This window comes from Martinezella hainanensis, from assembly GCF_900094555.1.
Taxonomy (GTDB): domain Bacteria; phylum Pseudomonadota; class Alphaproteobacteria; order Rhizobiales; family Rhizobiaceae; genus Rhizobium; species Rhizobium hainanense.
This window is the reverse complement of record NZ_FMAC01000009.1, coordinates 198,909-223,149: the sequence shown is the minus strand read 5'-3', so window position 1 is coordinate 223,149 and position 24,241 is coordinate 198,909. Positions and strand designations below refer to the sequence as shown.

24 protein-coding genes are annotated in these 24,241 nt (G+C 61.0%); 15 read left to right on the top strand and 9 right to left on the bottom strand.

The window, feature by feature from the left end; translation table 11 throughout:
* Window positions 1-2: 2 nt before the first annotated feature.
* The 5 genes from GA0061100_RS25875 (at window position 3) to GA0061100_RS25855 (ending at window position 4,496) form a co-directional block, all read left to right on the top strand.
* The gene (locus GA0061100_RS25875) at window positions 3-545 is read left to right on the top strand and encodes a tetratricopeptide repeat protein (protein WP_075855693.1); all 543 of its coding nucleotides are present in this window, start codon (window positions 3-5) and stop codon (window positions 543-545) included.
* A gap of 59 nt (window positions 546-604) precedes the next feature.
* Window positions 605-1,246 (top strand): RNA polymerase sigma factor, encoded by a 642-nt coding sequence (locus GA0061100_RS25870; protein ID WP_075855692.1) that lies wholly within the window; start codon window positions 605-607, stop codon window positions 1,244-1,246.
* The gene (locus GA0061100_RS25865; RefSeq protein ID WP_208621580.1) at window positions 1,239-2,042 is read left to right on the top strand and encodes an anti-sigma factor family protein; all 804 of its coding nucleotides are present in this window, start codon (window positions 1,239-1,241) and stop codon (window positions 2,040-2,042) included. Before GA0061100_RS25870 ends, GA0061100_RS25865 begins: the two co-directional genes overlap by 8 nt.
* 145 nt (window positions 2,043-2,187) lie before the next feature.
* Window positions 2,188-3,765, top strand: coding sequence for a Ppx/GppA phosphatase family protein (locus GA0061100_RS25860; protein ID WP_075855691.1), 1,578 nt, complete (start codon window positions 2,188-2,190; stop codon window positions 3,763-3,765).
* The gene (locus GA0061100_RS25855; protein WP_075855690.1) at window positions 3,762-4,496 is read left to right on the top strand and encodes an RlmE family RNA methyltransferase; all 735 of its coding nucleotides are present in this window, start codon (window positions 3,762-3,764) and stop codon (window positions 4,494-4,496) included. Before GA0061100_RS25860 ends, GA0061100_RS25855 begins: the two co-directional genes overlap by 4 nt.
* Before the next feature lie 80 nt (window positions 4,497-4,576).
* On the opposite strand, the gene GA0061100_RS25850 is transcribed toward GA0061100_RS25855, so the two are convergent.
* Window positions 4,577-6,007 (bottom strand): MFS transporter, encoded by a 1,431-nt coding sequence (locus GA0061100_RS25850; RefSeq protein ID WP_075855689.1) that lies wholly within the window; start codon window positions 6,005-6,007, stop codon window positions 4,577-4,579.
* A gap of 446 nt (window positions 6,008-6,453) precedes the next feature.
* Between GA0061100_RS25850 and GA0061100_RS25845 the strand changes: the two genes are divergently transcribed.
* On the top strand, window positions 6,454-7,326 hold the full coding sequence (locus GA0061100_RS25845; protein WP_075855688.1) for an MBL fold metallo-hydrolase: 873 nt from the start codon (window positions 6,454-6,456) through the stop codon (window positions 7,324-7,326).
* Window positions 7,327-7,379: 53 nt separating this feature from the next.
* Here GA0061100_RS25845 and plsY read toward each other — a convergent pair whose 3' ends face one another.
* The gene (plsY, locus tag GA0061100_RS25840; RefSeq protein WP_075855687.1) at window positions 7,380-8,045 is read right to left on the bottom strand and encodes a glycerol-3-phosphate 1-O-acyltransferase PlsY; all 666 of its coding nucleotides are present in this window, start codon (window positions 8,043-8,045) and stop codon (window positions 7,380-7,382) included.
* Between the two features lie 66 nt (window positions 8,046-8,111).
* Complete coding sequence (locus GA0061100_RS25835; protein WP_075855686.1) at window positions 8,112-8,480, bottom strand: NIPSNAP family protein; 369 nt, start codon at window positions 8,478-8,480, stop codon at window positions 8,112-8,114.
* A 473-nt stretch (window positions 8,481-8,953) separates the two neighbouring features.
* Here GA0061100_RS25835 and guaB point away from each other — a divergent pair, with 473 nt between their 5' ends.
* The 5 genes from guaB (at window position 8,954) to GA0061100_RS25810 (ending at window position 13,579) form a co-directional block, all read left to right on the top strand.
* Window positions 8,954-10,438 (top strand): IMP dehydrogenase, encoded by a 1,485-nt coding sequence (guaB, locus tag GA0061100_RS25830; RefSeq protein WP_075855685.1) that lies wholly within the window; start codon window positions 8,954-8,956, stop codon window positions 10,436-10,438.
* 125 nt (window positions 10,439-10,563) lie between these two features.
* A complete protein-coding gene (locus GA0061100_RS25825) occupies window positions 10,564-11,136 on the top strand; it encodes a hypothetical protein (RefSeq protein ID WP_075855684.1) in 573 nt (190 codons plus the stop codon).
* A 150-nt stretch (window positions 11,137-11,286) separates the two neighbouring features.
* Window positions 11,287-11,709: an MAPEG family protein gene (locus tag GA0061100_RS25820; protein WP_075855683.1), complete on the top strand. Its 423-nt coding sequence runs from the start codon at window positions 11,287-11,289 to the stop codon at window positions 11,707-11,709.
* A 146-nt stretch (window positions 11,710-11,855) separates the two neighbouring features.
* Complete coding sequence (locus GA0061100_RS25815) at window positions 11,856-12,737, top strand: dienelactone hydrolase family protein (RefSeq protein WP_075855682.1); 882 nt, start codon at window positions 11,856-11,858, stop codon at window positions 12,735-12,737.
* A gap of 209 nt (window positions 12,738-12,946) precedes the next feature.
* Complete coding sequence (locus GA0061100_RS25810; RefSeq protein WP_075855681.1) at window positions 12,947-13,579, top strand: TetR/AcrR family transcriptional regulator; 633 nt, start codon at window positions 12,947-12,949, stop codon at window positions 13,577-13,579.
* Between the two features lie 36 nt (window positions 13,580-13,615).
* Here GA0061100_RS25810 and GA0061100_RS25805 read toward each other — a convergent pair whose 3' ends face one another.
* Window positions 13,616-14,569, bottom strand: a complete 954-nt coding sequence (locus tag GA0061100_RS25805; RefSeq protein WP_069612360.1) for a LysR substrate-binding domain-containing protein — start codon at window positions 14,567-14,569, stop codon at window positions 13,616-13,618.
* Window positions 14,570-14,769: 200 nt separating this feature from the next.
* Between GA0061100_RS25805 and GA0061100_RS25800 the strand changes: the two genes are divergently transcribed.
* The 3 genes from GA0061100_RS25800 to GA0061100_RS25790 all read left to right on the top strand — a co-directional run bounded on the left by GA0061100_RS25800 (window position 14,770) and on the right by GA0061100_RS25790 (window position 17,590).
* On the top strand, window positions 14,770-15,069 hold the full coding sequence (locus GA0061100_RS25800) for a DUF1127 domain-containing protein (protein ID WP_075855680.1): 300 nt from the start codon (window positions 14,770-14,772) through the stop codon (window positions 15,067-15,069).
* Window positions 15,070-15,260: 191 nt separating this feature from the next.
* On the top strand, window positions 15,261-15,842 hold the full coding sequence (locus GA0061100_RS25795) for a dienelactone hydrolase family protein (protein ID WP_075855679.1): 582 nt from the start codon (window positions 15,261-15,263) through the stop codon (window positions 15,840-15,842).
* Window positions 15,843-15,991: 149 nt separating this feature from the next.
* Window positions 15,992-17,590, top strand: a complete 1,599-nt coding sequence (locus GA0061100_RS25790) for an ABC-F family ATP-binding cassette domain-containing protein (RefSeq protein WP_075855678.1) — start codon at window positions 15,992-15,994, stop codon at window positions 17,588-17,590.
* A 9-nt stretch (window positions 17,591-17,599) separates the two neighbouring features.
* Here the strand turns inward: GA0061100_RS25790 and GA0061100_RS25785 are convergent, their stop codons facing one another.
* The 3 genes from GA0061100_RS25785 to GA0061100_RS25775 form a co-directional block, all read right to left on the bottom strand.
* On the bottom strand, window positions 17,600-18,478 hold the full coding sequence (locus tag GA0061100_RS25785; RefSeq protein ID WP_075855677.1) for an aldo/keto reductase family oxidoreductase: 879 nt from the start codon (window positions 18,476-18,478) through the stop codon (window positions 17,600-17,602).
* A gap of 129 nt (window positions 18,479-18,607) precedes the next feature.
* Window positions 18,608-19,477 (bottom strand): DUF937 domain-containing protein, encoded by an 870-nt coding sequence (locus GA0061100_RS25780; protein ID WP_075855676.1) that lies wholly within the window; start codon window positions 19,475-19,477, stop codon window positions 18,608-18,610.
* Window positions 19,478-19,612: 135 nt separating this feature from the next.
* Entirely contained in the window at window positions 19,613-20,986 is a 1,374-nt protein-coding gene (locus GA0061100_RS25775) for a glutamate--cysteine ligase (protein ID WP_075855675.1), read from the bottom strand.
* Between the two features lie 242 nt (window positions 20,987-21,228).
* On the opposite strand from GA0061100_RS25775, the gene GA0061100_RS25770 reads away from it, so the two are divergent.
* Complete coding sequence (locus GA0061100_RS25770) at window positions 21,229-21,843, top strand: LysE family translocator (RefSeq protein WP_075855674.1); 615 nt, start codon at window positions 21,229-21,231, stop codon at window positions 21,841-21,843.
* 4 nt (window positions 21,844-21,847) lie between these two features.
* Here GA0061100_RS25770 and GA0061100_RS25765 read toward each other — a convergent pair whose 3' ends face one another.
* Both GA0061100_RS25765 and GA0061100_RS25760 read right to left on the bottom strand, forming a co-directional pair.
* Window positions 21,848-22,585 (bottom strand): 16S rRNA (uracil(1498)-N(3))-methyltransferase, encoded by a 738-nt coding sequence (locus tag GA0061100_RS25765; protein ID WP_075855673.1) that lies wholly within the window; start codon window positions 22,583-22,585, stop codon window positions 21,848-21,850.
* Window positions 22,586-22,655: 70 nt separating this feature from the next.
* Entirely contained in the window at window positions 22,656-24,191 is a 1,536-nt protein-coding gene (locus tag GA0061100_RS25760; RefSeq protein ID WP_075855672.1) for an inorganic phosphate transporter, read from the bottom strand.
* Window positions 24,192-24,241 lie beyond the last annotated feature (50 nt).

Genomic DNA, 24,241 nt, shown 5'->3' with positions numbered 1-24,241 from the left:
CCATGACGACCAAAGCATTTCGCCTGGCTTCCATCGCTCTCGGTGCAAGCCTGACCCTCGGCGCTTTCGCCGTTCCCGTCTTTGCCGCCGGCGACGATTCGAGCACGACGCCGACCTGCAAGAAGGGCGAGATCTACGATCAGAAGGCGAAGAAATGCGTCAAGCAGCAGAGCGCCAACGTCACCGATGAAAACCGCGCCGACTACGCCTATTCGCTCGCCAAGAAGGATCATCGCTACGAGGAAGCTCTGGCGGTTCTGGACACGATGAAGAACTCGAATACGGCTGAGGCCTTGAACTACCGCGGTTATGTCACCCGCAAGCTCGGCCGCACGGATGAGGGTATTTCCTACTACAAGAAGTCCGTCGCTATGGACCCGAAGTACACGCTCGTTCGCGAATATCTCGGCGAAGCCTATGTCATCAAGGGCCAGATGGATCTCGCCAAGGATCAGCTGAGCACGATCAAGACGCTTTGCGGCAATACAAGCTGCGAGGAATACCGTGACCTTCACGCCGCGATCATGAACCCGTCCAGCCTCTAAGGTCGGTCGGGATCGAAGGTGAGGCATAAGCAGGGAGCTTTGCGAGGGATATGGGAGTGATGCCGGTCGCTCGTAGCGCGATTTCTGCTTATAGTCTGATGGCAACGGAGCCGTCGAAAAGGTCGGCGGCTTCCGGATGTGCGAATGCCGCGGAGGATGCCATAGCGAGCGAAGAGCATATCAGGGCAGGCCTGTCCCAGCACCTGACGCGGCTGTGGCGTTATGGCGTGGTGCTGTCGCGCCAGCGTGACGTGGCCGATGATCTCGTGCAGGCGACCTGCGTCAGGGCTTTGGAGCGGGCGGCGCAGTTTACCGCCGGCACGAGGCTCGACCGCTGGCTGTTTGCCATCCTGCATTCGATATGGCTGAACGAGATCCGTTCGCGCCGGGTGCGTATGGGGCAGGGCTTCGTCGATGCCGACGAGTCGCTGGTGTTTGACGGCGCGCGGGAAACCGAAACGCATGTTCTCGCCGGGCAGGTATTGCAGCGCGTGCAAGCCTTGCCGGAGGCGCAGCGCACTGCCGTATTCCTGGCCTATGTCGAAGGGCTTTCCTATCGCGAGGTGGCCGAAGTTCTTGATGTGCCGATCGGAACGGTCATGAGCCGGCTGGCGGCGGCGCGGGCGAAACTCGCTGAAGGCATGGCGGCGGCTGACGGAAAAGCGTCCGGAGGTGGGCGACTGGGGAATGGAAATGACTGAATTGAACAAAGGACAGATGGTCACGGACGAGCAGCTCACCGCCTTCATCGATGGCGAGCTGAATGCTGCCGACCGCAACAGGATCGAGGGGCTGATCGCCAGCGATGAGCGCGTGGCGGAGCGTTTCGATTTCCTGTCGCGCGGCACGCTGCCCTTCACGGATGCGTTTCAGCCGATGCTTGCCGAAGCGCCGGCTGCAAGGCTGGACGCCATGCTTGCCGCCATTCCCTCGACGCAGGAGAGCAACGTCCGCGATGCTCGCATCGGTCGCCGCGGTTTCCTCACCGCAATGGCCGCAAGCTTCGTCGCCGCCATTGCCGTCGACCGCGCCGTGATCGGCATCGGCCATCGGCTTTCGAAGCCGGACGAGGATGCGGAATGGCGTGCCGTGGTTGCGGAATATCTTTCGCTCTATACGGCTGATACGCTGAGCGCTCCGGCTGGTGATCATGCGCAACAGGTTGCACAATTGAATGAGGTCGGAGCCAAACTGGATCTGCCACTGGCGCCCGAAGCTGTTGCCATGCCTGATGTCGAGTTCAAACGTGCCCAGATCCTGAATTATGACAGCAAGCCGCTCGCACAGATCGCCTATCTCGATCCGGAAAGCGGTCCCATGGCGCTTTGCATCGTCCAATCCACCAAGGGTGTTGCTGCGCCGGACATGGAAAATCGCAAAGGCATGAACGTCGTCTATTGGTCGAGCGCCACCCATGCCTTCATGCTGATCGGCCATGCGCCGATCGACCGGATGCAGCAACTTGCAGCTGATGTCAGGGCGCATCTGATCGCCTGAGGGCTGCTTCGGCCAACGCCAAATTGGCGTAATTCAAAAAGAATTTGGCGAAAACCCATCCTGCTGGTATTCTTTGCCCAACGAAAATCGAACGAGTGCCAGCAGCATGCCTCCAAGGCCTTGCGCGGCGCGGTGGAAAAGATACGTGAGTGACCCCGACAGCGGCCCAGCGCCGCAGGCAGACGGGGCGTCGGCAGCAGAGCGCAGGAAGGGTAAATCCTCCCGGCGCGCGAAGCGCAAGCGCGGTCACGGCCGCCCGAACGCTCATTCTGCGGAGGCCAGCCAGGCAGGCAAGTCCAGCCAGGTGGCGCAACGCCCAGTAGAGGATGAGGCCGGTTCTCCGGCCAGAAAGCGCAAGCGTCGACGTCGTGCGCGCGGCGCAGCTCAAAATGACGGGCAACCTGCTTTCCAGACACAACAGCTTTCGGCACCGACGGAGCATCGTGCTTCGCCGGATCATGGCCATCCATCTTCGCACAAGAGCGGCAAGAGCCGGCGCAAGCATCGCAGCAAGCGTGGGCTACAAGGTCGACCGCTGGTGCATGAGAAGACGGCGCAGATCGTCGCACCCGCTAATGCGCCTTCGAACGCGCATGCTCCAGCCCATGACGATCACCGCCAGAACCGGCAATCGCAGCCACGGCGTGAAGGCCAGGGGCATCATCATTATGCCGACGCCGATTCCCGTCCGCTCGACCTTTATGCCGCCCTCGACCTCGGCACCAACAATTGCCGCCTGCTGATCGCTCAGCCGACCCGCCCAGGTCAATTCCGCGTCGTCGATGCCTTTTCCCGCATCGTGCGCCTCGGTGAGGGGCTCGGGGCCAGCGGGCGCCTGTCGACCGACGCCATGGATCGCGCCGTGGAAGCGCTGCGCATCTGCGCCGCCAAGCTGAAGACACGCGAAATCCGCCGCATGCGGCTGATCGCGACCGAGGCCTGCCGCGCCGCGGACAATGGCGAAGCGTTTCTTTCGCGGGTGACCGAAGAGACCGGACTGCGGCTGGAGATCATCGACCGCGAGACCGAGGCACGGCTTGCCGTTTCCGGTTGCTCGTCGCTCGTCGGGCCGGAGGCGCGCTCGGTCGTGCTGTTCGATATCGGCGGCGGCTCCTCGGAAATCGCCGTCATCCGTATCGGTGACAACCGCTCCAGCCGACTTGCCAATCACATCACCCATTGGACCTCGCTGCCCGTCGGCGTCGTGACGCTTTCTGAGCGGCATGGCGGACGCGACGTGACGCCCGAGCTGTTCGAGACGATGGTCTGCGAAGTCCAGCGCATGCTCGAGCGTTTCGATTGCCCGCCGGTCCATGGCGCGGCGCGCGATAGTGGGGATTTTCATCTGATCGGCACTTCGGGCACGGTGACGACGCTTGCCGGCGTCCATCTCGATCTGCCACGCTACGATCGTCGCAGGGTCGACGGCGTCTGGCTGTCTGACGATGAAGTGAGTGCGATGCAGGCCAAGCTGTTGTCCTGGGATTTTGCCGGCCGCGCCGCCAATCCCTGCATCGGGCCGGATCGCGCCGATCTGGTGCTGGCGGGCTGCGCCATTCTGGAGGCGATCCGCCGCCGTTGGCCGAGCCCGCGCATGCGCGTTGCCGATCGCGGCCTGCGCGAGGGATTGCTGACCGATATGATGGCAGACGATGGCGTCTGGCGGCGAGGCCGCTCGCGCCGGGGTCATCGACCGAGGGATATGAAGGGGCCGCAGACGTGACCAAGCCAACTATCGCCGGCAACCGCACGGGCCGCAAGCTCGGCCAGCGCGTCAAGAAAAAGAAGCTGAAGGCCTCGTCGCGGCAATGGCTGCAGCGGCACATCAACGATCCCTATGTGCAGCGCGCGCAGCTTGAGGGTTATCGCGCCCGCGCCGCTTTCAAGCTGCTGGAAATCGACGAGAAGCATCACATCCTGAAGGGCGCACGCCGGATCATCGATCTGGGTGCGGCACCGGGCAGTTGGTCGCAGATCGCCGCCAAGGTGACGGACTCGACCGAAGAGGATATCCGCGTCGCAGCTATCGACTTTCTCGAAATGGCACCGATCCCGGGTGTCAGCATCCTGCAGCTCGATTTCCTTGATCCGGCCGCGCCGCAGCGGCTGATCGATGCCGTTGGCGGCACGCCGGATCTCGTGATCTCCGATATGGCGGCGCCGACGACGGGCCATCACCGCACCGACCATCTGCGGACCATGCACCTTTGCGAAGTCGCGGCGCATTTCGCCGTCGAAGTCTTGGCCGAGGGTGGGCATTTCCTTGCCAAGACCTTCCAGGGCGGCACAGAGCGCGATCTCCTGACCTTCCTGAAGCAGAATTTCCGTCAGGTCATCCATGTGAAGCCCGGCGCATCGAGAGCCGAGTCGGTGGAAATGTTCCTGCTGGCGAAGGGCTTCAAGGGCCGGAAGCCGGAAGGCGAGACGGAAGAAGACGCCGTCACCGATCGCTAAACCCGGCGATCCTTAATCAATAAATCGACGAAACCTTCGCTATGCCTCGGCTTGGTCGAAGCATAGCGAGGATCATATCATCACTTCGCGGCCGGCTGTTGAACCTGCGGCTGGAGTGCCGCAACGCGCTTGAGGCCGGCCTTGTGGCCGGAGACCATGGCGCCTGCGCTGCGATCCATCCGGATGAACGGAATGGTCGCAACGACGGTCAGGATCGAGATGCAGAAGAAGGCGATATGGAAATCGCGCACCTGCAACTCCGTACCGCTGAAGAAGGTCGAGGCTTCCAGGATCATGGCGGCGACGGCCACGCCGAGCGCCAGACTGATCTGCTGCATGACCGAGCTCATCGATGTCGCCTGGCTTGCCTGCTTGTCGCTGATATCGGCAAAAGCCAGTGCATTGATGCCGGTAAAGAAGAACGAGCGCGAGAAGCCACCGATCAGTAATATGGCCACGATGACGAGATGCGGCGTCCAGGGCTGGAAGAAGCCGGTGCAGATCGTGGTGATGGTGGTGATCGCAGCGGCCGACAACAGCGCCGTCTTGAAGCCGACGGCGGTGAAGACGCGGCGTGCAATGAACTTCGTGGAAATCGCTCCGATGGCGCCGGCAAAGGTGATGAGGCCGGACTGGAACGGATTGAGGCCGAAGCCGAGCTGCAGCATCAGCGGTGTCAGGAAGGGCATGGCGCCGATACAGATGCGAAACAGTGTGCCGCCGGTCACCGAGGCGCGGAAGGTGGCGTTTTTCAACAGCGTGAGGTCGAGGATCGGCGCCGGGTGACGGCGTGCATGGCCGATATAGAGGAAGCCGCAGATAAAGCCGATGACGACGGCAGAGATGCCGATATAGGGCGGCAGCGCCGGCAGGCTGATGACGGACATGCCGAAGACGACGCCGGAGGCCGCGAAGGATGTCAGCAGGAAGCCGATGAAGTCGAGCTTTGGCGGCATGGTCGCTTCCACGTCGGGCAGGAAGATCGATGACAGGATGACGCCGAGGATGCCGACGGGAACGTTGATGAGGAAGATCCAGTGCCAGGAGGCATAGGTGGTGATGAAGCCGCCGAGCGGCGGGCCGGCGAGCGGACCGACAAGTGCAGGAATGGAGAGCAGCGCCATGGCCGAAACCAGATCGCTCTTCTGTGTGGTGCGCACCAGCACGAGGCGTCCGACCGGCGTCATCATCGAGCCACCGACGCCCTGCAGGAAGCGAGCAAAGACGAATTCCAGGAGGCCGCCGGAGGCCGCGCACATGATGGAGCCGATGACGAAGATGCAGATGGCGATGCGAAAGATGTTCTTCGCGCCGAAGCGATCGGCCATCCAGCCGCTGATCGGGATGAAGACGGCGAGCGACACCATGTAGGAGGTCAGTGCCAGCTTGAGTGTGATCGGGCCGACATGGAGATCATTGGCGATGGCCGGCAGCGCTGTCGCGATGACGGTGGAATCCATCTGTTCCATGAAAAGGGCTACGGCGAGGATCAATGGAACGATGCGATTCATAGGCATCTGCCTCGATAGGTCTGTCTTCGGGAAGGCTGCCGCCCACTGAATAATTCCTCAAATCGGAATCGATTTGAGGAATTATTCAGCAGACTGAAAGTGCTACAGCGACCATTGCGCGTCACATGTGGCGCACGGCGCTGCAGGGCGATCAGCCGCTCTGTAGTCCTATGCGAGGCAGCTGCCAATCCCGGATTTTGCTCCATCAAGGCTTGGGGATCACGTCTTCGTGATATCCACTGCCACACGGGGTGGAATGCAGGATTTGACATATGCTAAGAGCATGGAAATGCTAAACGCATAAAACGTCGTCCGGTCTATTAGCGGATTTGGATTGTCTTGTCATGACCAAAATTCCGGTCGAGGACGATGACCTTCCGGGCCGTTGCCGCCGGCGATGCCGATAGGCGCAGCTTACGCTGCGCATCAACACAAGGAGTGAGTTCATGACTGCCGTCCTGCCCCCGGATACGCACCAGTTCAAATTGGGATCCTGCACCATCACCGTCGTCAAGGACGGCGCCAACGTCATGGATAACCCTTGGGAGACCTTCGGCTCGAACCAGACGCCGGACACCGTTCGCAAACTACTGGAGCAGAATTTCCTGCCGACGGAAAAGTTCGTCAACAGCTATACGCCGGCCATCATCGATAACGGCTCCGACGTGATCGTCGTCGATACGGGCTTTGGTGCGGCTGGCCGTGCCCGTGGTCTCGGCCGTTTCCGCGAGGGGCTGAAGGCTGCCGGCTATACGCCGGAGCAGGTGACCGTCGTCGCCCTGACGCATCTGCATGGCGATCACATCAACGGACTGATGGAGGACGGCGCCCCGGCCTTTCCGAACGCTCGCTATGTCGCCGGCGAGATCGAGTACGAGTTCTGGACTGACAAGGCGCGCGAGGGAACGCCGGCGGAAGGCGGTCACAAGGCCGTGCTCGCCAATGTCGTACCCTTCGCCGAAAAGATGACCTTCCTTAGGGATGGCGACCGGATCGTCAGCGGCATGACTGCCATGCTGGCGCCCGGCCACACGCCCGGCCATCTCGTCTTTCATCTCGAATCCGCCGGCAAGCAGCTGGTCATGACCGGCGACACCGCCAACCATTATGTCCTGTCGCTCGGCCGTCCGGATTGGGAAGTTCGCTTCGATGCGGACAAGGCACAGGCCGCCAAGACCCGCCGCCGCATCTTCGACATGATCGCCGCCGATCGCATTCCTTTCCTCGGCTTCCACATGCCTTTCCCCGCCGTCGGCTTCGTCGAAAAGCAGCCGGAAGGCTTCCGCTACATTCCGAAAACCTATCAGCTCGACATTTGAGATAAGCTAGCCAAGGCAAACGGGATCGCCCGCGCTGGATGTGCGATCCTGTTTCAGTTCTGGAGCACGGCACTGCGCCCGAGGCGAGGCTCCGTTCCTGCCAGCAGCCGTTGTATGTTGGCCCGATGGCGTATGATCACATAAAGGCCGCCTGCAATCACCAGCAGCCGATAGGGCAACGGCTGGTCCAAGCTGCAGATGAGCGCTATCGCCGTCAAGGCCGCGAGGATCGAACCAAGGGAGACAATCCGAAAAACAGCCAGCACGAGGCCAAAAACCGCCAGAGCGGCTAGACCCGTTGCCCAGGATATCGCCAGCAGCAGACCGAGCCCGGTCGCGACTGACTTGCCGCCCTTGAAGTTCAACCAAATCGGGCGGCTATGCCCCAGCAGCACAGCAAATCCTGCCAGACAAACAGTCCAGGGAACCCAATTTTGCTGATTCTGCAGATCAAGCGCGGTTGGCAGTGTTTGTAGCCAAGCATAGAACCAACGGGCGAAGACGATGGCCGCGGCACCTTTCAGCACATCGACCAGGAGCACCACCAAGGCCGGCCATTTCCCAAGGATCCGCAATACGTTCGTCGCGCCCGTCGATCTGGAACCATGCTCACGGATATCGATGCCCTTGAGCAGTCTCCCCGCCAGGTAGCCCGTGGGTATGGAGCCGAAGAAATAGGCAATCGCCAATCCAACGGCACTTGCTATCCAGAAACCCATGAGTGTCATCTCTGTCTAAGTTTTTGCCCATCGTCGATCACGAGCAGAAGCGGTCCTATGCTGGTGTCAGTTTGCTCGTAGCACCGGCTGCAAGAAAGTGCGCTCGTAGCTAATGAATGGCGGATTTTTGCCGAAGCGTTCGTTCGCGGCAATTCCGTCCGGATCGGCTGCAACACGCTTGCGGTATTGCAAGTAGCTTGTCTCATCCGGAAATGTGAATAGTGCGACGGCGACGTCGTCGGGTCCTTCTTCAGCCATGCCCGGAAAGCTCACTCCGGCCTCTGCCGGCTTGTCTCTGGGTATGAAATAGCCGTGATGTGTTCCGCCATGACGTTCGATGAGCTGAATCCAAATCCGACTGTAAGCTTCAAATTCCGAAATTCTGTGATGATCGATGCGGTAGCGAACTTCGCACGTAACCGGGCTTTTGAGCATTGAAAGGTCATCTCTTTAGGTCACAAGCAGGCACCAGGATTCCTGCGTCCAATCGACCGTGAATATCTTATGCCATGGCGCACCTTTCTGGAATAGACCGCTCGCAATCGCTGCTCCTGCCGGAAGCGGCCGGCGATTACCCTGGGGCCGGACAATCCGGTCCGCTTCATCAAGGCATTTGTCGATGGCCTCGATCTCAATACCGCCGGCTTCGTGCGGGTGGTGGCGAAGGACGCCGGCAGGCCGGGCTTTCGCATGTGTTTGACAACACCCCGCATGAAAATCTCTGAACGCTGCAGCCGAATCCCGCATTGATGCCCACGATCGGCATATCTGCCCGTCGCTTTTTGCTATTCCCTTCCTGTCATAGACGTGTTACCAGCCCTCGCCAACTTCCAAGCAACACTTGCAAGATCGCCCGGTAGACGATTCGTTCCGGGCTTTCCTGTTTTTCACAGACGAAGGAATTGGCCATGGCACGCATTATTGAAACGTCAACCGGGTTGGATGCTCTGACATTCGACGACGTGCTCCTGCAGCCGGGACACTCCGAGGTCATGCCGGGCCAGACGAATATCGCCACCCGCATCGCCCAGGACATCGAGCTCAACCTGCCGATCCTCTCTGCCGCCATGGATACGGTTACGGAAAGCCGCCTTGCGATCGCCATGGCCCAGGCCGGCGGCATGGGCGTTATCCACCGCAATCTGACGCCGGTGCAGCAGGCCGAAGAGGTCCGCCAGGTCAAGAAGTTCGAAAGCGGCATGGTGGTCAATCCGGTTACCATCGGCCCGGACGCCACGCTTGCCGAAGCGCTCGCCCTGATGAAGGCGCATGGCATTTCCGGCATCCCGGTCGTTGAAAAGTCACATCGTCTCGTCGGCATCCTCACCAATCGCGACGTCCGCTTCGCTTCCGACCCCTCTCAGAAAATCTATGAGCTGATGACCCGAGAAAATCTGGTCACGGTCGCGGAAAGCGTCCAGCAGCAGGAAGCCAAGCGCCTGCTCCACAAGCATCGCATCGAAAAGCTGCTCGTCGTCGATGGCGACAGCCGTCTGGTCGGTTTGATCACCGTCAAGGATATCGAGAAGTCGCAGCTGAATCCGAACGCTTCCAAGGACGCCCAGGGCCGCCTGCGCGCCGCCGCCGCCATCAGCGTCGGCGATGACGGTTTCGAACGCGCCGAGCGCCTGATCGACGCCGGCGTCGACCTTCTGGTCGTCGATACCGCCCACGGTCACTCCCAGCGTGTTCTCGATGCCGTCACCCGCGTCAAGAAGCTGTCAAACTCGGTCCGCATCATGGCCGGCAATGTCGCCACCTATGACGGCACGCGGGCGCTGATCGATGCCGGCGCTGATGCGGTCAAGGTCGGTATCGGCCCTGGCTCCATCTGCACGACGCGCATCGTCGCTGGCGTCGGCGTGCCGCAGCTCGCCGCCATCATGTCGGCTGTACAGGCAGCGCAGGATCAGAACATCCCTGTCATCGCCGATGGCGGCATCAAGTTCTCCGGCGATCTGGCAAAGGCGATCGCCGCCGGCGCATCCGCCGCCATGATCGGCTCGCTGCTCGCCGGCACGGATGAAAGCCCGGGCGAGGTCTATCTCTATCAGGGCCGTTCCTTCAAGGCCTATCGCGGCATGGGTTCTGTCGGCGCCATGGCGCGCGGCTCGGCCGACCGCTACTTCCAGGCCGAGGTCCGCGACACCCTGAAGCTCGTGCCGGAAGGCATCGAAGGCCAGGTTCCCTACAAGGGCTCGGTCTCCGGCGTGCTGCATCAGCTCGCAGGCGGCCTCAAGGCGGCCATGGGCTATGTCGGCGGCTCCGACCTCAAGGATTTTCAGGAGCGCGCGACCTTCGTGCGCATCTCCGGCGCGGGCCTGCGTGAAAGCCATGCGCACGACGTCACGATCACCCGCGAGAGCCCGAACTATCCGGGCGCAGGCGGCTGATTGATGACTGATCGCGCTTCGGGCAACGCCAGATCCTTACTGCATAATTCCTTAAATCGTCATCGATTTAAGGATAAAATTATGCAGCAGATCAAAAGTGCTACAGCGACCTTTGCGTGTCACATATGACACGCGGCGCTGTAGAAGGTCTGGCGGCGATCCTCGCAGCTCTTTCCCTGGCACTTTTCGCCTGGATACAGGCCGGCTTCGTCCGGGCATTCAGCGATACCGCAGCCGGCCAGTCGATGCTCGATGTGCGCATCGGCGGCTATGAGAGCGAAGACGTCATCGCCATGCTGCGCTATCTCGAGGATCATCCCGATCCGGCTGCGATCCTGCATTCCATGTATCTCGGGCCTGAACTGATCTTCCCGCTGGTGTTGGGTGGGTTGCTGTTCTGCCTGATGCGGCTGGTTGGCCCCGGCGGCTTTTTCTTCGGCCGGCCGATCCCGCCTGGCGCCACCGCAGTTATTTTCTGCCTTCCGATCTTCTATACGATTGTCGACTATGCCGAGAACATCGCCGGGCTGATGCTCTATCCGCCGGCAATGCCTTCCGATGCCACGGTATCGCTGCTTGCGAGCCTGCTGCCCATCATCGTGCGGCTGAAATTCCTGACGCTGGTTGTGACAGTTATTCTACTGGCCCGTTTCGCGATTTTTCGCTACCTCTCGCCGGACGGCACCAGATCGTCCTGATCGACTACAGCGCCGCGCGTCATGCGTGACGCGCAAAGGTCGCTGTAGGATTTTAGATCTACTGTATAGCTTTGTCCCTAAATCGATTCCGATTTAGGGACAAAGCTATACAGTGGTTCGGCTTTCGGAAATTCCAAAGGAGTTGGCGGCGTGACAGGCTACGAAATGTTCTGGCCCATGGTGGCGCATGCGGTACTGGTCTTCATTCTCTACGCACTCCTCGGATGGCGTCGCCGTGTTCTCGTCAAGGCCGACCGCATCCAGCCCGCGCAATTCCGCGAGAACCATGCAGCCAACGAACCGGCCGAAAGCCTGGTGGTGCGAAACAGCATCGCCAATCAGTTCGAAATCCCCTTGCTCTTCCACGTCTGCTGCATCGTGCTCTACACCACCCAGGCGGATAATCTGCCAGCCGTCATCCTCGCCTGGATTTTTGTTGTCACGCGCTATGCCCATGCCTACGTGCACGTCACCAGCAATAATCTGCGCTATCGCAGTCCGCTCTTTGCTCTTGGTTTTGCGGCTCTCGTCTGCATGTGGGGTTGGCTCGGCATCTGGCTCGCCTTTTCCTGACGCTGCCTGCGTTACCGCAAGTAGCAACTTGCGGTAACGCGTTTGTGTTTTTCCTTTACCGTTACGCCGATATCGGCTGACCTATCTTGTCAGCGGGTGGCTGGTCGTTTGTTGCCTGCTGCCGGGGAAACAGGGAGAACAGGACCATGAGCACGGAAAAACCCGTTGTGACGCAGGCGATGATCAACGCCTATGACGAATACACGCATCTGACACTCGATCGTCGGAGTTTCATGGAAAAGCTGACGAAGCTCGCCGGCTCGGCAGGCGCCGCCGCCGCCATCGCGCCGCTGCTCGCCGCCAACAAGGCAAGCGCCGAGGTCATTGCCGCCGATGACAGCAGGCTCGACGCAAAGGATGTGGCGTTCGCTGGCAGCAAGGGCGAGATGAAGGGGTATCTCGCCCGCCCGAAAGATGCTGCCGGCAAGCTCGGCGGCGTCATCGTCATCCACGAGAATCGCGGCCTCAATCCGCATATCCGCGATGTCGCCCGCCGCATGGCGCTGGGGGGCTTCGTGGCGCTGGCGCCGGACTTCCTCTCTCCGCTCGGCGGCACGCCTAGCGACGAGGACAAGGCGCGCGATATGTTCACCAATCTCGATCCGGCGCTAACGGCAGAAAATGCCGAGGCGAGCCTGAGCTATCTCGCGAAGACGGATGGTACTAACGGCCATGTTGGCGCCGTGGGCTTTTGCTGGGGCGGCGGCCTCGTCAATCGTTTCGCGACGATCTCGCCGGAGCTGAAGGCGGGCGTCGCCTATTATGGTGCGCAGCCGCCGGCAGGCGACGTGCCGAAGATCAAGGCTGCCTTGCTGCTGCATTATGCCGGCCTGGACGATCGTATCAATGCCGGCATCGATGCCTATCGCAAGGAGCTGCAGGCCGGCGGCAAGACCTTCGAAATTTTCGTCTATGACGGCGTCAACCATGCTTTCAACAATGACACTTCGGCTGCCCGATACGACAAGAAGGCTGCTGATCTCGCCTGGGGCAGAACGGTCGAATTTCTGAAAAAATACGTGTCTTAGAACGGCACAAATTGCTGACGCCGGCGCGTCGGCCAAAGGTTGGTTACGAGGCCGAAACCATGTTTTGGCCCCGTTTCCAGGAGCTGGACCGCAGCTCCTAAGTGATGATTAAAATTGAGCTTTTCCCGTTTACGCGCATTGAACGCGTCTGGTGTCATAGCGTCTGCGCGCTTGAGCGCCGTTCAGTATGATAATGAAACGGGTAAAGAATGAAGCCGAATAAGCCTGACCGCGTCACGTTCCGCAAAAGACCCCAGCAGGAACGAAGTATCCAGCGCGTCGACGCCATCCTGTCGGTTGCGGCCGCGCTGATTGCCGAGAAGGGCGTCAGCGCCATGAAGATGACCGAACTGGCTGCGGTTGCGACTGTCCCGATCGGTTCCGTCTATCAGTATTTCCCGGACAAGGCGGCGATCGTCAGGGCCTTGCTCGACCGGCACTCCAGCCGCATCCAGCAAAAGGTCAGCGAGGCCTTTGCCACTGTTACATCGCTCGATCATGCCATCGAGCTGGTCTGCACCATGATCGATTGGTATTATCGCGAGTATCGGAGTGATCCCGCCTATCTCGGCGTCTGGCTCGGCACGGATATAGACAGGGACATCCTCCAGCTCAACATGCAGCATAGCAACCGTGTCGCCGAAATCTTCCTGGAGAGCATTCGGCCTTTCCTGCCGGCAGAAAGCCGCATCGACCTTGAGGCGCGCACCCAGCTGTTCAGCCATTTGATTGGCGCTTCCGTCCGCTTTGCCATCATGAGCGACGATGAGATGGCAAAGCGCATGCTGCACGAATGGAAACAGGTGATCCGCGCTACCCTGCTGGTGGAGCCGGCGCCGTAACGATCGCCGAAGGTAACCGGCTGGTGCGCTTCGAGCTCACCAGCCCGGCAGAATATGCCCGGCACGCAGCCGCGGATAGAAGCGCGTATAGGTTTTCACCTCGCCATCGAGATCGTCATCCACGGCAGCTGGCGTGATGTTGTCCAAGCAGGCCGAGATGTGGGCGGTGATGGCATTCATCAGCGACACGGAAAGTCCGGCCCGCTTCATGATGCCGATCTGCACCGGCGGCAGCGGCGGAAAGCCGTCCGCCTGGGTCAGCACCTTCATGCCGGTGCGCAGCGCCGATTCCGGCATGACCGAAACCGCCATGCCGGCAAGCACGGCAGCGGCAACGACGGTGCAGGACCAGCTGGTGAACAGGATCTGATAGTCGCGGCCGCCGGCATCGAGCGCCGAGCAGGCGAGCTGCCGCCACTGACAATCGCGCCGGCCGACGGCGAGCGGAATGGGCGCATCGTCGCGCAGCGGATGGTTGGCCGAGCCGACCCAGCAGAGCGGCTCCGTGCGCACCACGTCAGACATGCGTTCGCGCGGATTGTGGGTAACAAGCGCGATATCGAGCTCGCCGCGATGCATGCGCTCGGCAAGATCGACCGAGGGCTCGCAGACGATATAGAGCTCGACATTCGGATGCGTCTTGGCGAAGCGGCCAATGATCTCGGGCATGTAACGGTCGGCATAATCGTCCGGCGTGCCGATGCGCAGCGTGCCTTCGAGCCGATTGTCGTCGAAGGCGGCGATGGCCTCGTTGTTCAGGCGGATGATGCGGCGGGCATAGTTCAGCAGCTTGTCGCCTTCCGCCGTCAGGCGGTTGCCACGGCCATCCTTGATGAAGAGCTGCTTGCCCACGCGCTCTTCCAGCCGACGCATCTGCATGGAAACGGCCGATTGCGTCTTGAACACGCGGTCGGCGGCCTTGGTGAAGCTGCCGGAATCCACGATTGCGATGAAGGTCTGCAACTGATCGATATCAAGCGGCGCGGACATGGGCTCACCTATAAAGGAGTTTGATAGTTATCATTAGAAACATTCGTTGGACTGATCAATAGGGCTTTGGCATCTTCTGAATGCAATTCAGCATACCAATCGAACAGAGACACCTGTCGAACTCCTCCCGGCCTACGCCCCTTTTCCGGATCATCGGAAAGGGGCTCGGCTCGCGTGTGCCCAAGGAAAGGAATACGGAAATGCGCACGACAGATCGGACCCTTGACCTCGGCCTGGCAACGCCATCGCTGTCGCTGACGGCACGCATGACGCTTGCCCTCGCCAATCTCGCTTCCGTCTGGCGCGCACTCCGAAATCGCCAGGAGATCCACTATCTCAAGGAGCTTGACGACAGCCAGCTGCGCGACATCGGCCTCACCCGGCAGGATGTGAGCTGCGCGCTGACCACCTCGACCTTCTTCGAGGATCCGTCCAGCCATCTGACCAATTCCGCGCGTCGCCGCACGCGCCTCTCCGCCTGCAGCAGCATTAGAGGCTGATGACGGACAATAGTTTCCCCGCAGGGTGATAGCCAATAAGCCCTGCCTCTTTCCCGGTGTTCGGCCCAAGGGCCAACACCGGGTTTTTTCTTTCTGGAGATCGTGTTTCCTCCATAGATCATGCGCGGGCAAGTTGCCTCCGGCGGCAACGGCCTTATCTTATCGTCAGATGCGGCAACGGGGATTTGGCGATGGCAACGGTAATCTTCTTCCACTCCGTCTATGGTCTGCGCTCGCTTGAGCATGAGGCGGTCGAGCGCGCGCAGGCGGCGGGACACAAGGCTTTCGCGCCGGATCTCTATGACGGGCTGATCGCTCGGTCGATCGAAGAGGGTTTCGAATTCAAGGACGAGATCGGCTGGCAGACGATCTGCGAGCGTGCGGAATGGGCGCTGGCCGGCCTGCCTGCCTCGACCGTGCTTGCCGGTTTCTCTATGGGCGCTGCCGTCGCTGCGAGCCTTTGGCCGAAGAGGGAGAAAGCCGCCGGCATCCTGTTCCTGCATGGCATTGCCTCGATCGCCGACAATGCGCGCAAGGGTCTGCCCTTGCAGCTTCATCTGGCCGATCCCGATCCGTTCGAACCAGAGGAAGATGTTGCCAGCTGGCGGCAGGCCGTCGCCAAATCCGGCGTTGCTGCAGAGATCTTCCGGTATCCGGGCGGTGGCGGCCATCTCTATACCGATGCCAGCCTGTCCGATTATGATGCGAAGGCTGCCGATCTCACCTGGAAGCGGGTGCTCAGCTTCCTTGATGCCATTGATGCCGGCGCGTGAAATGCCTGCATCTCTACTCGCAGGACTTGAACTCAAGCCGCTGCCCGTCTAGTTTATGGGCATCGTTGATACCAACAGGATGTGTGCAGCAATGGATTCCACCTCGACCGCAATGCCGTTCAGCCTTGCCATCGGGGAAATTTTTGCTCATGCCCATATCCATCGTTCTATCCAATCTTTCGTGGTCCACGCCTGACGGCCGGCCGCTTCTTTCCCATCTCGATCTGAGTTTCGGCGCCGAGCGCACCGGCCTTGTCGGCCGCAACGGCGTCGGCAAGACGACGCTCATCAGGCTCGTCTCCGGCGAGCTGCAGCCGCAATCCGGCAGCATCTCCTTCAATGGGCGATTGGGGATCCTGCGCCAGAGCGTGCAGGTCGAAGCGGACGAAACCGTTGCCGATCTCTTCGGCGCGAGCCAAGCCCTTGCCGTGCTGAAACGGGCGGAAGCCGGCGAGGCGACCAATGACGAACTCGCCTCGGCAGACTGGACGCTCGAGGTGCGCATCGCCGCAGCCCTTGATCGCGTCGGGCTCGACGTCATGCCGGAAACGCCTCTCGTGACGCTATCAGGCGGACAGCGCACCCGCTGTGGTCTTGCCGCCCTCATCGTCGACGATCCCGATTTCCTGATCCTCGACGAACCCACCAACAATCTCGATCGTGAAGGCCGCACTGCGGTGATCGATCTGCTCGCAGGCTGGAGGGCAGGTGCCATTGTGATCAGCCACGACCGCCAATTGCTCGATACTATGGATGCGATCGTCGAGCTGACATCGCTTGGCGCATCGCGCTACGGCGGCAACTGGAGCCAGTATCGTGAACGCAAGGCGCTGGAGCTCTCCGCCGCCGAGCATGACTTCGCCGAGGCGGAGAAGCGTGTCGCCGAGGTAGAAAGAAGCGCACAGGCGGCCGTCGAGCGGCAGGCGAGGCGGGACAAGGCAGGCCGGAAGATGGCGGCCAAGGGCGGCATCCCGCGCATCATGCTCGGCGGCCTGAAGGAGCGGGCCGAGATGACGAGCGCGGAGAATACGCGACTTGCCGAACGGCGTCGTGGCCAGGCCCTGCAGGATGCTGCTGTCGCCCGCGAAAAGATCGAGATCCTGCAGCCCCTGACCGTCAAGCTGCCGACATCGGGATTGCCGGCAAACAGGATCGTGCTCAAGATGGAGGGCATCAGCGCCGGTTACGAGCCCGAACGGCCGATCCTGCGCGATTTCGATTTCATCATCACGGGTCCGACACGCGTCGCCGTCACCGGGCCGAACGGTTCGGGCAAGACGACGCTGCTGGCGCTGATATCAGGCGCTTTGCAGCCCTGGAGCGGGACGGTGCGGGTCGTCCATTCCGCCCTGCTGGATCAACGAGTGAGCCTCCTAGATCCTTCGCTTTCGATCCGCGATAATTTTCGCCGGATCAATCCGGATGCGGACGAGAATGCCTGCCGGGCTGCGCTGGCGCGTTTCATGTTCCGGGCCGATGCGGCCTTGCAGATCGTCTCCAGCCTCAGTGGCGGGCAGTTGCTGCGTGCCGGGCTTGCCTGCGTGCTCGGCGGTTCGGTGCCGCCCTCGCTGCTGATCCTCGACGAACCCACCAACCATCTGGATATCGATTCCATCACGGCGGTTGAGGCCGGGCTGCGCGCCTATGACGGCGCACTTCTGGTCGTCAGCCACGACGAGGTATTTCTGGATAATATTGGAATAGAGAGACGGCTCGAGCTGCCCGCCCGAGCCGTTTCGGATCGGTGACCAGCCGCGTCAGGCGTGACCGGTCCCGGCGATGCGATCGAGTTCCGCGATCGCATCTTCCGGCAGCTTCAGCTCGGCGGCCGCGATATTCTGCTTGAGGTGGGCGAGTGACGATGTGCCTGGAATAAGCAGGATGTTCGGCGCACGCTGCAGCAGCCAGGCGAGCGCCACCTGCATCGGCGTGGCTTGCAGGCGGGCGGCAACATCGGAGAGAGCCGAGGATTGCAGCGGCGTGAAGCCACCGAGCGGGAAGAAGGGCACATAGGCGATGTCGTCGCGGACAAGTGCGTCGATCAGGCTGTCGTCTGCGCGATGGGCAAGATTATATTGGTTCTGCACGCAGACAATCTCCGTGATCCGGCGGCCCTCGGCGATCTGGTTGGCGGTAACATTGCTGAGCCCGATGTGGCGCACCAGGCCTTGCCGCTGCAGGTCGGCCAGGATGGTCAAGGGTGCTTCGATAGACCCTTCGGCAGGACCGTGCACGTCCAGCATGATGCGCAGGTTGACAACATCGAGCACATCCAGCCCTAGATTGCGCAGGTTATCGTGCACCGCCTGTGTCAGTTCTTCGCGCGAGAAGGCCGGCAGCCAGGAAGCATCCGTGCCGCGCAGCGCGCCGATCTTGGTAACGATGACGAGATCATCGCGATAGGGGTGAAGCGCCTCCCGGATCAGCTGGTTGGTCACATGCGGGCCGTAGAAATCGCTGGTGTCGATATGGTCGACGCCCAAGGCGATAGCTTCGCGCAGAACTGCGAGCGCGGTGTCATGGTCCTTTGGCGGGCCGAATACGCCGGGGCCTGCGAGCTGCATGGCGCCGTAGCCAAGCCGTTTGACCTGAAGGTCTCCGAGGGTAAAGCTGCCGGATTGATCGATGCTGGACATGGCTATCTCCTTTTCAAGATGAAAGCGGAAATAGGCTCAGTCTCAGTGCATGATAACTGGGTGCAATGTGCACGGGCTGTGCGGAATTACGAACAATGGATGCAGGGATTGAAAGCGACTGGCCGACCGTCACCCTTTTTTCGGTACTGGCTTGTCCTCGCTCTTCAAATAGCTGTCGAAGATCGCTTCCATGTTCTTCTGATAGGTCTTCTGCACTTCGAGGCCGCTGTCGAACATGGCGTTGAACATTTCGGTATAGGCGGCCATGTCGACGCCGGCGGCAGGTTTGGCCTTCGGCTCTTCCTTCGGCGGCTCTGGTGGCATCGGGAAGTTCTTCATCATGTCCTGAAAGGCTTTGGTGAAGGGATTGTCGAAGAAAGGATTGGTCGGCGCCGGCTTCTCGCGCTTGACCGAATCGGCACCAAACATCAACTCCATCGCCTGGGTGAAGGGATTGTCGAAGATGCTCGCCTGCGGCGTCGGCTGCTGCTTTGGCGCAAAGCCGATGCTCTGCAGCCAACCCTGCATCATCTCGCCCATATCGGTGTTGAGGAAGGGATTGGCCATCTGCGGAATCTGGCCGCTGGTTTCCTTGAAGAGGCCGCCCATCAACGCATCGGCCATGGCCGGCAGCATGCGCTTGTAGATTTCCTGGCCGATGCCGGTCATCTGCGCCGCCTGCGCCGCGATCGCGCGGGAAACGTCCTTCGAGCCAAACAGTCGTCCGAGCACTGCATTGCCGTCGGCGATGCCCTCGGGCGTGAAGGCCTTCGTCATGTCCTCGAAGTATTTGGCGTAGTTGCCGGACGAAATATCCTGCATGACGCCGACGAAATTGTAGGGATCGGTGGCGCTTCGTTTGAAGCCGGAGGAAAAGGCCGGCATCAGCGCGGCCATCGCCTTCGTCGCCTGCTCCTGCGCCAGATTGAACTGCTTGGCCATGGCTTCCGTGGCGGCGCCATTCTGTGCCTGCATCATCATGTCGAAGAGTGGCAGCATCGAAGTCCCTTTCCCCGCTATGAGGCCGCTTCGGAATCAGGCGGCGCTTGATTCAGATAGTATAGCGGAAAAATGAGGGCGCATACCGGTTTCTGCCGCGATGACATTAGAGCGGGAAAGCAGACGAGACCGCTATCAGTATTGATATTCCTCGAAGATCGGCTCGACCGACTGGTTCCAGCGGCCGTTGTAGAGCATCAGCAGATCGTCGGCGAGCGTGCCCTTCTTGGCGAGCACTTCATCGAGCGGCGCAAGGAAGACGGTTTCGTCCTGGCCGTCGCCGTTCAAATGGCCACGGTTCTTCAGGCCGAGGCGGGAAATGCCGACCGCTTCACGCGCCACATCCATAAGACTGTGGCCCTTGATCGAGGCTTTCAGACCCTCAACCGGTACGACATCGCGCAGCGCGTTGACCTCGTCGAAGCTCCAGTCCTTGGTCAGCTCGTCGGCTGCCGTCAGCGCCTCGTCGTCATAGAGCAGCCCGACCCAGAACGCCGGCAGCGCGCAGATGCGCCGCCAGGGGCCGCCATCGGCACCGCGCATTTCGAGGAAGCGCTTGAGGCGCACGTCGGGAAACAGCGTCGAGAGATGGTTTGTCCAGTCGCCCATCGTCGGTTCCCAATCGGCGATTTCGCCCTTCAGCGCGCCGTCCATGAACTGGCGGAAGGTGACGTGGGTACAGTCGTGATAGCGACCGTCGCGAACGACGAAATACATGGGAACGTCGAGCGCCCATTTCACATAATCTTCGAAGCCGAAGTCGTCGCGGAAGGTAAAGTCGAGCAGACCGCCGCGGCGGTTGTCGGTATCCTTCCAGATCTCGCCGCGCCAGGAGGAAAGCCCGTTCGGCTTGCCTTCGGTGAAGGGGGAGGAGGCAAAGAGCGCCGTTGCCAGCGACTGCAGTTTCATCGACACGCGCATCTTGCGGCGCATGTCGGCTTCCGACGAGAAATCGAGGTTCACCTGGATCGTGCAGGTGCGGTACATCATGTCGAGACCCTTGGTGCCGACCTTCGGCATGTAGCGGGTCATGATATCGTAGCGCGACTTCGGCATGCGCGGCGTTTCGGCAAGCGTCCATTTCGGGCTGCCGCCAACGCCGAGGAAGCGAATGCCCATCGGCTCGGCGATCTCGCGCACCGTCGCCAGATGGTTGTTCGATTCCTTGCAGGTCTGGTGGATGGTTTCGAGCGGCGCACCCGAGAGTTCGAACTGGCCGCCCGGCTCGATCGAGATCGCGCCCATGCCTGTAGGTTCGCCGAGCCCGATGATGTTGTCGCCATCCATGATCGGGTCCCAGCCGCTCTTCTTCTGCAGCCCCGTGAGGAGTGCTGAAATGCTGGCCTCGCCGAAATAGGGCACGGGGCTGTTGTCGGCGCGGAAAAACACGAATTTTTCGTGCTCGGTGCCGATGCGGAATTTCTCCTTCGGCTTGTTGCCGGCGGCCAGATAGGCCGTCATTTCCGAGACCGAGGAGAGCGGAGTCTGGTCGGTAGTATCGCGCGCCATGGTATTACCTTAGATCTCGGAGGAGAACCCGCGCCAGCCGCAGGTCAATAGGAGGGTGATTGACGCGGATTGAGGTACGGTGCAAGTGAATTTCTTTCAAGGGTCGTTCAAAAAAATAGGATTTTATGTCTCGCAAGTGCATCACAGCCATGTCAGCCACCGGCATATTTGCACAAGCGTTCAAGACGTCTCGCTATTCACGCCGATAGTTTTGCTTCCACTGACATTAGCGGAGCATATCAATGAACGGCTCGAACGCCCTTTACTATTCCATACTGACACTGCTGTTGGCCTCGCTGGTTATCATGGGCAGTCCCGGTCCTTCGACGATCAGTGCGACGGCGATGGGCGCGGCCTATGGTTTTCGACGGTCGCTTGCCTATGTCTCCGGTCTTATCGCAGGCACCGTGGCTGTCCTGCTCGCCGTAGCGGCCGGCGTCGTCGCGATCCTGCTCTCTGTGCCGCACGGAGCCTTTGTGCTGACAGCGATTTCTGCGGTCTATATCCTTTACTTAGCATTCAAGATCGCTACCGCTCCGCCTTTGTCGCGCCGCGATGATCAGATCGCCGCGCCAGCCTTTTCCGGTGGCTTCCTGCTGGCCGTCGCCAACCCCAAGGCTTATCTCGCGATCGCAGCCGTCTTTGCCGGCGTGAGCCTGTTTCAGAACCAGCGAATGCTCGACGCTGCGGCAAAGGTCGCGCTGCTCACGGGAATGATCGTCGCCATCCATATGGTCTGGCTTCTTGTTGGTGCTTCTCTGTCCCGTTTCCTTCAAGATCCGAAGATCTCGCGGATCGTCAACATCTCGCTGGCGATCCTGCTGATCGTGACAACCATCGCCGCCGTTCTGGAGTGAAGTGTCAGTTCCAGTCGCCGATCGCTGCCTGGATCACCGCCATGGCGGCAACGGCGGCCGTGTCGGCACGCAGGATGCGCGGGCCGAGCGGAATGGCTGTGACGAAATCGAGGCTGCGCAGCAGGGCGCGCTCCTCCTCGGAAAAACCGCCTTCAGGGCCGACCAGCAGCGCCAGATGCTTCTCCTTCACCTGCGTTAGCAGCGGCAGCGGGTTTTGCCCGGCATCGCCCTCGTCGCAATAGATGATGCGCCGCTCGCGTGGCCAGCGGGTGAGGAGGTCGGCAAGCTTCACCGGTTCGGCGACATCGGGAATGCCGAGAATGCCGCATTGCTCCGCCGCTTCGATGACGTTGGCCTTGACCTTGTCGAGATTGGTGATCTTACCCTGCACGTGCTGCGTCATGACCGGCTGCAGCAGGCCGGCGCCCATCTCGACTGCCTTCTGCACGAGATAATCGAGCCGTCCGACTTTCAGCGGCGCGAAGAGATAATGGAGATCGGACGGGGCCGGCTGCGGCCTCGTTTCCTCGATCGGCGTCAGCAGAATGCGCTTGCGGGTGGGGAAGGAGACGCTGACTTTCCATTCGCCATCGCGCCCGTTGAACACAAGTAGTTCGGCACCATCCTCCATGCGCAGCACATTGGCGAGATAGTTGAACTGATCCTGTTCGGCCTCGATTGCGATCCCAGCCTTGATGTCTGATGCCACGTACAGCCGCTGCATGCGGAAATTGGCGCGCATGGATTACCCCCGGAATTCCTTAAGCAATGCGATGGAGCGGCTCGAAGATTCGACGAGAAGCCGAACCGCTCTAAATGAAGAGCGCGACCATAACCCAATATACGGCGGCGGCAAGCAAGGCAGCGACCGGCACGGTGATCGCCCAGGCGGCGATGATGGTCATGAAATGTGAGCGGCGCACAAGCCGGCGGCGATGAACCTCATCGGGATTGCGCTCGTCTGTGGCCTCCGGCTCGATCCAGGCAATGCCGGCAGCTTCAGCCCGCTTGCGCATATAGGCGAAGCGCCGCTTGGAGCGGCTGGTTGACCACTCGCGGAAGAAGCCGACCCCGAAGACCGCGCCGACGGCAATATGGGTCGAGCTCACCGGAAAGCCGAACCAGGCGGCGACGATGACGGTGAGCGCGGCGGAGACCGCCACGCAATAGGCCCGCATCGGGTTAAGCTTGGTGATCTGTTCGCCAAGCAGGCGGATGAGTCGTGGCCCATAAAGCAGCACGCCCACGGAAATGCCGCAGCCGCCGATCATGACGACCCAGAAGGGCGCTTTCTGCGTGGTCGTCTCGGCGATCACGCCGATCGAGCCGCCAAGGCCGATATCGCGCACGATGGCGGCCAGCGGGCCGATGGCGTTGGCAACATCGTTGGCTCCATGCGCGAAGGACATCAGCGCTGCCGAACAGATCAGGGGCAGCCGGAAAAGCTTGCGCAGCGAGCTGTTCTTGTTTTCCAGCCCGACCGATTGCGCTGCCACCAGCGGCCGCGCGGCAAGCCAGGCGATGATGCCGATGCCGATCCCGATCGCAAGGTTCGCGATATTGGGGATCACGCCCTTGGGCTCGAGCTGAACGACGAGATAGCCCGCAAAGGCGCCGGCCATCAATCCGATCAGGATGGGAATCCAGTGGCGCGCAGCGGCGATCTTGTCGTCGCGGTAGATGATGAATGTCTCGATGAAATAGAGGATGCTGGCGGCGATTGTGCCGCCGAGAAAGGGCGTTATGACCCAGCCGGCCGAGATTGCCGCCAGCACGTTCCAGTTCACGAGTTCCGGGCCAACGGCGGCTGCACCCGCGCCGACAACGGCGCCCACGATCGTATGGGTGGTTGAAACTGGAGCCTTCCGCCAGGTGGCGAAGTTGATCCAGAGCGCTGCGGCGAGCAGCGCCGCCATCATCAGCCAGGCAAGCTTGCCGATGCTGATGATGCGGTTGGTGTCGACGATATGAGTCGAAATCGTATTGATGACAGGACCGCCGGCGATCGTAGCGCCGAGGATCTCGAAGATGGCCGCCATGACGAGCGCTTGCGTCATGGTGATCGCACGTGCGCCGACGGCGGCGCCGACATTGTTGGCGACGTCCTTGGCGCCGATGTTCAGGGCCATATAGCCGGCAAGGGCGACGGCGGCGAAAATCAGCGTTGCGCGGGGCTGGTCGAACACGTAGATGCCGGCAAAGACCATGGCGAGACCGAGGAAGATCAGACCGATGCCCGGCGCCACCAGACGCCTCGTGACGTGATGGGTCGCGTCCTCGACATAAGTGAATTTGTCGAGGTCCTTGTCGAGCGTCCTTTTTACTGGTGTGGCCGGTCGGTCGGGCATGCAATTCTCTGGATCAAAATTCTCGTATTGCGCCGCCCGATAAGGCGCGC